This window comes from Pontimicrobium aquaticum (genome assembly GCF_005047595.1).
GTDB classification, from domain to species: domain Bacteria; phylum Bacteroidota; class Bacteroidia; order Flavobacteriales; family Flavobacteriaceae; genus Pontimicrobium; species Pontimicrobium aquaticum.
In genome coordinates, this window is sequence record NZ_SUPL01000015.1 from 1 (window position 1) to 11,202 (window position 11,202).

At 32.1% G+C, this 11,202-nt stretch carries 12 protein-coding genes; all 12 read right to left on the bottom strand.

The window, feature by feature from the left end:
* Positions 1-273 precede the first annotated feature (273 nt).
* The 12 genes from E5167_RS15155 to E5167_RS15210 all read right to left on the bottom strand — a co-directional run bounded on the left by E5167_RS15155 (position 274) and on the right by E5167_RS15210 (position 10,924).
* The gene (locus E5167_RS15155; protein WP_211242161.1) at positions 274-729 is read right to left on the bottom strand and encodes a hypothetical protein; all 456 of its coding nucleotides are present in this window, start codon (positions 727-729) and stop codon (positions 274-276) included.
* 159 nt (positions 730-888) lie between these two features.
* Complete coding sequence (locus E5167_RS15160; protein WP_136845009.1) at positions 889-1,377, bottom strand: hypothetical protein; 489 nt, start codon at positions 1,375-1,377, stop codon at positions 889-891.
* A gap of 148 nt (positions 1,378-1,525) precedes the next feature.
* Positions 1,526-2,404 (bottom strand): hypothetical protein, encoded by an 879-nt coding sequence (locus E5167_RS15165; protein WP_136845010.1) that lies wholly within the window; start codon positions 2,402-2,404, stop codon positions 1,526-1,528.
* A 198-nt stretch (positions 2,405-2,602) separates the two neighbouring features.
* On the bottom strand, positions 2,603-3,355 hold the full coding sequence (locus E5167_RS15170; RefSeq protein ID WP_136845011.1) for a hypothetical protein: 753 nt from the start codon (positions 3,353-3,355) through the stop codon (positions 2,603-2,605).
* A gap of 159 nt (positions 3,356-3,514) precedes the next feature.
* A complete protein-coding gene (locus tag E5167_RS15175; RefSeq protein ID WP_136845012.1) occupies positions 3,515-4,207 on the bottom strand; it encodes a hypothetical protein in 693 nt (230 codons plus the stop codon).
* A gap of 142 nt (positions 4,208-4,349) precedes the next feature.
* Positions 4,350-5,090, bottom strand: a complete 741-nt coding sequence (locus tag E5167_RS15180; RefSeq protein ID WP_136845013.1) for a phytanoyl-CoA dioxygenase family protein — start codon at positions 5,088-5,090, stop codon at positions 4,350-4,352.
* Positions 5,091-5,239: 149 nt separating this feature from the next.
* Positions 5,240-6,460 carry a hypothetical protein gene (locus E5167_RS15185; RefSeq protein WP_136845014.1) on the bottom strand — a complete coding sequence of 407 codons (1,221 nt, stop codon included), beginning with the start codon at positions 6,458-6,460 and terminating at the stop codon, positions 5,240-5,242.
* 477 nt (positions 6,461-6,937) lie between these two features.
* Positions 6,938-7,699: a GIY-YIG nuclease family protein gene (locus tag E5167_RS15550; protein ID WP_239022013.1), complete on the bottom strand. Its 762-nt coding sequence runs from the start codon at positions 7,697-7,699 to the stop codon at positions 6,938-6,940.
* A gap of 160 nt (positions 7,700-7,859) precedes the next feature.
* Positions 7,860-8,324, bottom strand: coding sequence for a hypothetical protein (locus E5167_RS15195; RefSeq protein ID WP_136845015.1), 465 nt, complete (start codon positions 8,322-8,324; stop codon positions 7,860-7,862).
* 266 nt (positions 8,325-8,590) lie between these two features.
* On the bottom strand, positions 8,591-9,553 hold the full coding sequence (locus E5167_RS15200; RefSeq protein ID WP_136845016.1) for a HaeIII family restriction endonuclease: 963 nt from the start codon (positions 9,551-9,553) through the stop codon (positions 8,591-8,593).
* Between the two features lie 3 nt (positions 9,554-9,556).
* Entirely contained in the window at positions 9,557-10,600 is a 1,044-nt protein-coding gene (locus E5167_RS15205; RefSeq protein WP_136845017.1) for a DNA cytosine methyltransferase, read from the bottom strand.
* A 3-nt stretch (positions 10,601-10,603) separates the two neighbouring features.
* Entirely contained in the window at positions 10,604-10,924 is a 321-nt protein-coding gene (locus tag E5167_RS15210) for a helix-turn-helix domain-containing protein (RefSeq protein WP_042294514.1), read from the bottom strand.
* Between the last annotated feature and the right edge of the window lie 278 nt (positions 10,925-11,202).

Genomic DNA, 11,202 nt, shown 5'->3' on the forward strand with positions numbered 1-11,202 from the left:
TAGTTTTCCTGTTGTAAGTTCGTCTAAAATTTTCAGTTTAAAAGGTTCTGAATACCGTCTGATAACTTTGTCATTTTTGTACATAATGTTTGAAATTATGTAGCCTTTATTCAGGACGGGTCACGATGGCATACAACGAATTTGTGTAAGAATCCGTTGCGGAAAATTAACAAAAACAAATGAAAAAAATGAGAAACAAAAGAGAGAAAAAGGATTTTCCGAAAGGGAAAATCCGCAGCAATGGTTTTTACACGTTGTTGGCAAATCGTTTTTTTAAATCGGTCGTTGAGTTTTTGAACTGTCCTGTTCCGTTATGGGGTCGTTTGTGGATTCTAATATTGGGGTATTCTGTTTTGTCGATTGTTGTGTCTTATCTGACTGTTTATTTTTTATTTTTATTTCGGTAGTGATAATTGATGTTATTATAGCTATAAAAATGGCAATAAAAATTCGTAACAATTCTGTTTTTACAGGGTTTCTCTTAAACCAATTAGATTCAGGGTTTAATGTAATATCAAAATCAATATGAGATTTACTATGATTGGGTTCTTTAATGTATTTTCCGTTTTCGGTAATAATGGAAGATATGGTTTTAATTTCAAAATCTTTAGGCATATATTCTTTTTTAACCTGTCTAATTGCCCAATAAACACTGCAATAGCCATTTTTGTCACTATTGATACGGTTTTTAATTATTTGAATTGTTTTAATTTTTTCCTCGGATGTCATTCGTTTGAGTGAGTTCAAATGTTTGCCAACGTGTTTGGCTATGGTTTCGTTGCGTGAAAATCCGCAAGGATTTTCCGCCGTAGCTGAAAGATAGCAAATTTGGGTTGAATTCCGATTAGGAATTCAACCGCAATGAATTATAGCCATTGTTACCTACAGTTATTTTATTCGTTTGTGAATCGAGTAAACTTTTTCATTTCCGAATTCGAGTTGATTTTCAGTTAAACTTTTGATGTCAATTTCAATCGGTTTTTGATAATAAAATCCGTCAGATTCTTTTGAAATCAGTCCTTTTTTTAAAAATCTTTCTATCAGTTCTTTTCTTGATTCAGCGTTTTGTTTTGATATTCTATTCTTTAAAATTAGTTTTCCGTTTCTGATTTTCCACTTTCCGTATTCTATGTGTTCAGATGTAAAATAGTCGATATATTCTCCGTCATTTTTATAAGTTCGAGTCGGATATCCTGTTCCGTTTTCGGTATATGGTGGACACCAAGGAATTTCCTCAAATTCGTTCTTTTCAGCGTCTGTTCCTAAATCACAGTTTTTGCCAAATTCCCACGTACCAATAATCAATTCCGAATATTTTTCTTGGGCATTGGTTATTCCAATTGTCAGCAGAAATATGGTTAAAATGCGGATTTTCATAATTGTAGGTAACGGTTTTGGCTATGGTTTCGTTACGGAATGGTACGCGAGTATCATTCCGCCGTAACCATAAAAATAGCAAAAAGGCTTGAAATTCCGATTAGGAATTTCAGCCGTAATGAACTATAGCCGTTGTTGCCAGTAGTTTTTATTCCGTTATTATTTGTTCGTTAATTCTTTCAGCAATCTGGGAATCAACAATTACTTTGCTTTTTACTTTGACCTCTTGATATGAAACAAATTCGTATCCATCTTCTCGATTGTATGAATCATACTCCTCAATTCTGTCAATAACCCCATTTTTACCATAATATATTTTTGTTTTTTCTTTCATACCATTTTTGGTTATCTGCAATTCTTCAATTTCAATCAAACGTCCGAGTTTGTCATAAGTTTTAATCTCTTTTTTTGAGTAATCTTTTCCGTCATTATAGAATGTTTGAAATATTCCAATTCTCTTACTGTCATAATATGAATAGTTCCATTCCCATCTAAGTTTCCCATCGTAAATCTGTTGAAGATTAATGAGTTGTTTTTTCTCGTTGTATTTTCTTTTGTAGTAATAAGTTGAGTCAAAAATTATTCCTTGATATTCGCTTTTTTCGTTATACCAATAGTCGGTTTGAGTGTATATCGTATCGGATTCAACTTCGTACATTTTCTCCGAAAGAATGTTGGTTTGAGTGCTGTCCAAATCAAATATTTTATAATAGGTGAACGAAAGGTCTTTATCGTAGTCAGTTTCCCAAATATCTATTTTTGACTTTAATCCATTCCTGTCATATTTGTAGATATTAATTCTGTCTATAAGTCTTAAGTCTGTATTATGGTGTTTTCCGAATCCAATTGATTTCAACAAAGTCCCATTGGAATTAAAATACATTCTCAGGTATGGTCGGTTTTTTCTGTTCGTTTTCTTTTTGGTCAGTTCGTAATCTGAATTTCTTTTGAAGTTATGTCCAATTAATTTAACCTCAATTTCTCCAACTTTTTCAGTTGGTTTTTGTCCGAATAAATTCAGACTCAAAAAGATTGATATTAGAAGAAATGTTTGTTTCATCAAATTACTGGCAACGGTTTTGTGTATGATTACGTTGCGTGTTTCAGCGACTAATTTAGTAAAAAAACACTTACGTTAATTCAGCCGCGAGGATTTTCCGCAAGGGAAATCAGAAGCAATGAATTATACACGTTGTTACAAAAAGTAGTGACACGCAATTTTTTATCAAAAAGGAAGGTCACCCAAATCTTCCTCTTCTTTAAAATGTTCTGCAAAGTCTCCGTATTCTCTTTCGTAAATTGAAGTCAATTGTCCATTTTCGAAATGACGTTTAGAAATCCATTTACCATTTGAGTCATAAACATAAATAAATTGCTCTTCTGTAATTCCAGTTCCGTTATCAATTCTCGAAATATTCGCTAAATCTCCAAATCTTGTGTAACTATAGAAAATCTCAGAATTGTCATCCAACTTTGTGTACTTTAATAGTTTAATGGGTCTTTGTAATTTGTCATTGAAAACTTTTCCGTAAAGATTAGTTCGTTCCGTATAATTGAACAGATTGGTCAGATTATCAATGTTTTCTTTAATTAAAAATCCATCTTCGTCATACTCGAAAGTTTGAATGAAATTTTCATATTTTCCATTTTCCTCAACACGTATTTTTTGTTTTTTATTATTAAAAAAAGTTTTATTGGTTGTCTCAAAATATCTTTGATATGGATTTCCAGTTTCGTCACTCATTCCTGTTCTTTCCACTACATACTCGCCATTGATTAATTCTGAATCTTCAAAAGAAACTTCGTCTGAAAATCCATTAGGAAAATTGTTTTCATCAAATCCGAAAGGTAAATCAGGGAAATCGTCGTGTTCAAAAATCAGTTTTTCATTAATTACATTTCCGTCATTGTCGAATTCAATGACTTTTGTCGCAAGGTGTGTTTTTTCTGAATTCAGTTTAATTTCTTTTGCGTACATTTTTTCGGAACTATTTTTTGTAACGTGTTTGTATATGGTTTGTTGCGTGTTTTAATCACCTAATTTAGCAAATACAAACCGAATAGAAAATCCGCGAGGATTTTCGTAAGTAGGCTAGAACTAGCAATAAATTATATACGGTGTTGTGCAACGTTATTTTCATATAAGCAAACCTCTTTCAAATTTATTCAAATTAGGTTTTAAATTCCCAAGTGATTCTTTTCCTAAATCTACGATGTTAATCCATTTTTTATCATTCAGAATTGCTTTATGGTCATAATCATTATTGTTCGGTGAATCATATTCGGAAAGTAGCTTATTCCATTCGGAAATTGATTCGTACTCTTTTTGTGTTACTAATCCGTTTTTAATAGGCTTTTCGTAACCATCGGATAAATCCAAATCGTCAAAATAAGAACACATAAATTCTACGAAAGAATAATATGGATTTGTATTATTTGGGTCGAGCCAAGTTCGTTTTTGATAATCCAAGTTTGTCAAATCTTTAATCACTAAAACCCAAGTTCTTCTCCAAGTTTCGGTTTCCATTTTTGGCTCAATAATTTCTATTCTTTTTGGAACTCTATTTCTCGGAATGTAACCGTGAATTTTTCCATCTGGTGTTTTACTTTCATATCTGGATTTGATGTAAGGTCTAGCTCCATCGGCTGGGTCAAAAGTTTCTTTTAGATAACCTTTTTCTTCTCTCGATAATTCTCTTACAGTTCCGTTTTCTTCTACGTGTACATATTCAAATCCATCTTCGGTTTTTCTTAATGGAACAAAATACAATAAGTAAACTGATAAAATTATCAGAATTATTACACCTAAAATCCATAGAAATATTGTCATTCAATCGGTTTTTTCTAATGTTGCACAACGGTTTAGTATAAGAATAGTGCGTAGTTTGAGTGCGAGGATTTTCCGAAGGAAAATCAGATGCAAGCAAACAAGTACTAGCCTTTAGATTGAGGATTAAACTTACGCATTATTTTTATACAATGTTGGCAACTGGCTTTTTTATACCATAATGTTCCAACCAAGCCAACGGTTCAGTTAATTTATGTTTATTAAATTCTAAATGTATTACTCGTCTTTTCTTTCCGTTTGTTGTTCTATTCGAAGCGTGTAAAGTCAAAGGTTTCATTAACATTGCTCCGCCTTTCTCTATTTCACAAACAAATTCGCTTTCTATGTTCCAATCTTTTGAGTCAGCACGTACTATTCCTTTTAAATGAGATTTTGGGATTACTTTTAATGCTCCGTTGTTTTTGTCCGTTTTGTCTAAATGAATTCGGATTGTAATTGTGTCTTGTAAAATCTCAATTGGTGGTTGAATTCCGTGTTGTCCTTTTTTAAAAGTCCAATTCACATAATTTTCCAAATCGGCTTTTTTGTCAACTGAAATGCTCAAATCTTGGTGGTAAGCAACAAACCAATTCGATTCGCTTGGTTTGTCAAAATAGATGGCTTTTGTTAAGAAATATTCGGATTCGGAAAGGTCAGCAATTAATTTATTCAGTTTTTTGTTAAACAACAAATCGCTCAATTCAGGTACATTTTTGATTAATTGTCTAATCGCAAATAAATCCTTTGTTTTCATAAACGGATTTCCGTCCTGTTCAGCATTTTCGATACAAGCTAAAATTCCACTTATTTCGTTCTCCGAATACAAGTCAGATAAAACGGAAAATCCATTTTCTTCAAGTTCTATTTTGTTTCTTGCGTAGTTCATTTTTCAGCTTGTTGCCAACGGTTTTGTATAAGATTAGTTGCGTGGTTTAGCAACGAATTTAGCAAATACAAACCGAATAGAAAATCCGCGAGGATTTTCGTAAGCAGGCTCATACCAAGCAATTAATTTTTATACCTTGTTGTGTGTAGTTATTTTAGCCATCCATTTGCTTTAAATGACTTATATATTTGTTTTAAATTATCTTCTTTTAATACGTCTTTAATTTTTTCTGTTACTCCATAAATACAGCCACCACAAGTATTTAGTTGAATTTCAGATTTATTCAATTTACTCATTCGAGTAAACCAAGATTCTGGAACATCAATTTCATTCTGAACTAGGTATTGTAGTCCGATATAACCATAGGTGGCAATTTCTGGATTTAATGATTGCATCCATTTTGCTAATTTATTAAAGTCTTTTCCATTAACTAGGTCAAGCATTTTTTGACATTTGTCTGGTGGTGTTCCTGCAATTCCACAAAAAGTTCCGTATGTGTAAACATCAAAATCGGTTTTCTCAAAGTTCGAGTTTTCTATTCTCTCAAATAGTGCTTTATGTTCGTTATTGTCCGTTAGTTTTAAATAGACCAATTGATTATTTGATGAAGTAATTATGTTTAGATTATATGAACTGCCTACTAGCCATAATTCAGAGCTTTCTTGAGTTAAGTTGTTCTCAATCTTTCTATTGAAGCTTGTACGTTTTTCAAGTCCATAAGGTTCTTTTTCGGTAATTTTTTCTGCACTCCAAAAGCTGTCCAATTTTTGAAAGTTGAAATTGTCCGATTTAAGAATTGTTATCAAGCTGTTTAATTTTTCCTTTACAGGTTCATCGTTAAACTCGAAGTTTATTCTTGAAGAAATTCCAAAATCGCCATTATTATTTATTTCTATTTTAAATATTTTCTCTTCTGTATCATATCCTTTTTCATTCGGGTCTTTTTTAATATAGAAAGAAATTCCATTTTGAGTGTTCCAAGCATAAGTCTTTGATGTGAAACAACCTTTGTCATTATATGTGTTCCAAACATCCTTCATTGTACTTTCATTTAGTACAATTCCGTTTTCTGTTTTAGCCTTAAATGGCGATTGAACTGAAATTGACCTTACAATTTTGTTTTTATCATAAGGGTCAATTTGAAAAGTTATACCTATTTTGTCATAACGATAGTTTGTAATTAAAGTCTTTTCGGACATAGTATAATCAGTTCCATAAATTTCAATTACATCCGGAATTGTCGATGAGTCAATCACAATAGATATTCCTTCAATTCCTTTATTCGGAATAAGAACATTTGTTTGTCCAAAAACTGGACTAAAACAAAGTATGAATAGAATAATATTTATTGTTCTGAATGTCATTTTCATAATTACACACAACGGTTTTGTGTAAGCGTCAGTAACGGGAAAGTGCGCGAGTACTTTCCGCTGACGCACCTAATTTAGCAAAACGAGTTGAATTTGCGATTAGGAAATTCAGCCGTTATTGCGCTTACACGTTGTTGTAAATAGTTGTTTTATTCTTCTTTTAATTTATTTAATTCGTTTTCATATTCAAACCAATCATTTTCGGCTTGTTCCTTTTCTTTTTTCATTTCTTCAGAAAGTTCTTTCTTTTCTGTAAAATCCAATGACAATTCATTCTCTGTATTTGAATTTCGATTGTTAATTGGTTCTACTCGTATTCTGTTCCCTAATTCGTTGTAATAAACATAACCAACATCTTCTATCAGTTCGACTTCTTTAACACCATTAGCAAACCATCTATCATATGTCTTTTTTTGATTGTAGTTGCTAATTCTGATATATTCTTTTCCGTTCTCAAAATATGTAGTTCTTGCGTATTCATAATATCCATCTTTTAGTTCTTCTTTTACACTCTAATTTAAACTTTTTAGATTGTCTGAACTCTTTATCAAATTCACGATTAAATTGTTCGTCAATTATATCAAATTGAGCAAAAGGAATTTTATCTGAAACATAAAATTTTTCAAAATAGTATTTTGAATAAATACGACGTGAATAAATAGGCAATTCATTTTCTCTTAAAGCTTTAAAAACTTCTAAAGTGCCTCCTTTAATTCCATCTGAAAAGAATTGGTCGAGTGTTTCTTCGGATTCAAAATTACCCTCGTTATCGTAGCTAAAAACTTTTTGTAAACCATTTGGTGTATTTAGATAATTAAATTTTGAGAGAGTAGGTATTTCTTGAAATTTTTGTTGAGCAACAAAGTCAAGTTTATTTAAGTCAAAATCGGATTTGAAATTATCAGGATAAAATACAGAATCTTTTGGCTTCCACTTTCCGCCAGGATTTAGATTGGTTAAAATTCCTTCGTTTAAAACTTCTCTTCCTAATTTATAAATTATTAACCTTTCTAATTCAAAAGCTGTTTCTTCGTCAAGATTTGGAAATAGAACTTCAATTTTTACATGGTAACCAGAATTCTGAATGTTTTTAATTCTTTCGAGTTTTGCAGTGTTGAAGTCAAATCTTTTGGGTTTTAAATGTGATAAATACCTTTTGCCTTTTCCTTTTCCTATGTAGAAGTATTGATTATCCCTTGGGTCTATTAATCCGTAAACGTAATATTCTTTTTTGGTCAAGGGCCTTTTCACAATTATTTACAACGGGTTTGTGTATGATTACGTTGCGTGTTTCAGCGACTAATTTAGTAAAAAAACACTTACGTTAATTCAGTCGCGATGATTTTCCGCGAGGAAAATCAGAAGCAATGAATTATACACGTTGTTATGCACTGGTTTTTTATTTTTCTAAATTCCACCAGAAGTACAAAATGTTCTCCTCGTTTTGGTCAGAAATTGCAAAATCTCCATTCCCTTTTGGAATTCCGTTTATTGCGTTTTGTAATTCAGTCAGTTTTTCTTTTCCGAACTCAATTTCAATTCCGTTATCAAGCTCTTTAATCAGCCAATGGTTTTCCGATTCAGACGTTTTGCAATTTAAAGTCAGATTCGGTTTAGATTTCCATTTAGCAGTTCCGTTTTGGTTATTCGGCACGTTCAGTTGCGCTTGAGTTGGCAATTCAGTCGTAATTTTCTTTTTAGACGACCATTCGCAATTAGACATTAAGTTCAATAATTCTGAAAGACTTTCACTCGCTTTTAAGTCAACCGTAAAGTTCCAACCTGGATAATTTCGGTTATTGTCTTTATAAGTCCAAGTGTATACTTTTCCACTTACTTTATGTTTCTCAATTTTCGCTTTCATTCGGTTTCCTCAACTTGTGCATAACGGTCTTGTATATGAAAAGTAGCGGATTTTTAGCACTAACTTTTCGGATTTATGCTAGCCTTAAATTTATAAAATTACTTTTGGTTTGAACACTTAAACCGCTATTTTTTATATACGTTGTTGTGTTTTCGTACTTTTTTTCCGCGAACTTTCTAGCGTTGGCAAAGACATACTCTTTTGCAATTTTTGGTTTGTGTGGTGGCTGTAGCGAATTGCAAATGTGTATGGCTTTAAGCGTTGGCTTATCCGTTAACAAATATGTGATTCGTAAACAAAGTATGCGGTGCACTCACTAAATTAATATCAAATTTCAATGAAGGCTCAATTCTCGAACTTGCATTATGAATTCTAAAAGATATTTGCCAACCTTCGTTCAAAGAAACCAATAATGTTGTTGTCGAGTTTTCTTGATAAACAATTTCGATTAATCTTGTCGGCAATTTTAGTTTAGGAATCTTCGCTTTTGGTTTTACTTTTTCAAATGGCAGATTCAAAGTTCCATGTAAATTGTAAGCTTGAATTTCAACTTTCTTTTTACCTTTAATTACCTTATAAAAATCTTGATTACCTATTAAATATTGCACCAAATTTTCTGCTACAATACTCGGATTTTCTTTGTCCAAACGAAGTAGTTCTTTTCTAAAAGCATCTAAAATTGGTAAATACACAACTTGGTGCATATTATCAATTGAAGTCCATTTCGTTGATTTATCTTTTGCTCTCAAATCAGCTAGCATATCAAAGATTGGATTGACTTCTTTGAAATAGTTATCCGAACAAGAAACGCCTAACCACTTTTCTCCAAAGTTGATTTTATTAGATAATCTTGAATGCTTAACTGCTCTGTGATTATTTTTTGCAGAGATTCCAATCTCCCATTTTTGTAAAGAGCGAATCATTAAAACGTCTCGTACATCTCCAGTTTGTCCAGCTTGGTCACTTACTAATTCCAAAACCAAAGTATCACCTTCGTTAATTCCATTTGATAATCTAGGTTCAATGTCAATGAGGAAATTAATTGAAGCACTTGCTGTTATTCTAAAAGTGTCTTGTTCAGATTCGCTGAAACTATCAAAAAAGCCTTTGGCTGTATTATAAGGTTCGTTTTTTGTAATTGAAACGCTTGTGATTGTTTTTAAACGTTCATAAAATTCAAAGAGTAAAGCATACTCGAAAGCTTTACCATTAATAGTTTGACTAGCCATAAATTATGAAAGTATATTTTCTAATTCCAATTTTTTCTTCGTAACTCGTTTTGGTTTCTTTTCAGCGTTCTCAATTTGAGATTTAATACTTATGGCAATATGTTTAGCCAGATTTACAGGAACTGCATTTCCTATCATTTTATATCCAGCAGCAATATGATTGTAATGAAAAACAAAATCGTTTGGAAAAGTTTGGATTCTTGCACACTCTCTGACACTTAATCTACGATATAAATCTTCTTGTCCTGGAACAAAAACACGAATGTTTTGTTCAATGAATTTCATTTTTGGTGCTTGAGGATGAATTGGTGCGTGTCGTCCACCTGCTTGTATTGTAAAAGATTGTTCGTCCCAACTTCTTACTCTATTTCTTGACATAAACATTGAAGAAAAACCACCAATCATATATTCGTGATTTGGTACTTTACAATTTTCTTTGTTTGTTTTATTTCCTTCTTTTGCAGGAACAACTGAATTTTGCAAATCAGCTATTGTTTGTTCAAGAGTTACTTTTTCATTCATTGGTTGAGGAAACTGAAATTCAAAATCAAGGTCTTCTCGAATACCAACAAAAAACACACGTTTTCTATCTTGTGGAACATCAAAGTCTGATGCGTTTAATAATTTGAAGGACAATCTGTATCCAGCATTTTTAAACATTTCTTTAATGTTTTTTAAAGCTTCGCTATGTCTTTCCAATAACATTCCGCTCACATTTTCGGCAAGAAAGAATTTTGGCTGTTTTGCTTCTAATATTCGGATGAAATCATAAAATAATTGTCCTCTTTTGTCATTTATTCCACGTAATGAGCCAGCTTCACTCCAACTTTGGCAAGGTGGTCCTCCAATAATTCCATCACATTCCGGAACTTCGTCTGATTCAATATTCACAATACTTCGTCTGTCTAGTATTGTATTTTTATGGTTCTTCTCGTAAGTTTCCCAAATATCTTTGTCATATTCATTAGCCCAAACAACATTAAATCCTGCTTTTTGAAATCCTAAATCTAGTCCGCCAGCTCCTGCGAAAAATGATACTACATTCATATTTTATTGTGTCTGAAGTGATTTGTTAAGTGTTCTTCTATATTCTGCTTTTTCTTCTGCAACTTGTAAAAGTTGTTTTGTGCAATTTGTTTCGTAAATATGTTTTCCAATTTGGTCGGTCACATATTCATTTCGTAATTCCGTAAGATTGAGTTTGAAGATTTTGGCAAGTTTTGGCAAACGTTTTTCATCAAAATCTCGTTTTCCATTTTCGATTTTGCTCAAGTTTGCAGAGTCCAAATTCAGTTTAGCAGCAAGTTGAGTTAGAGTCAATTCGTTTTCGTTTCGTAAAAGTCGGATGTATTCTCCAAATGTGGTTTTCATAAGACTTGTCATTTTTTGACAAATCTAAATATTTTAATTGGAATATTCAATTCGAGTGTTGGGAAATTTTAGCTCTTTTGGTTTTTTAAGCGTTGGAATTCAGCCTTGGCAAAAACCGAAAGTGCTAAAATATGCGGCTGGTTCAGTATGAAACACAACGGTTACGAGCATGAAATTTAGCGGTCATATAACCGCTATTTTCAGACTCGGTATTTGCCTTAAAAATAAGACAAATAGTTTAATTAGACCTATCCCAGCTATGTTTTATGCGCGTTGTT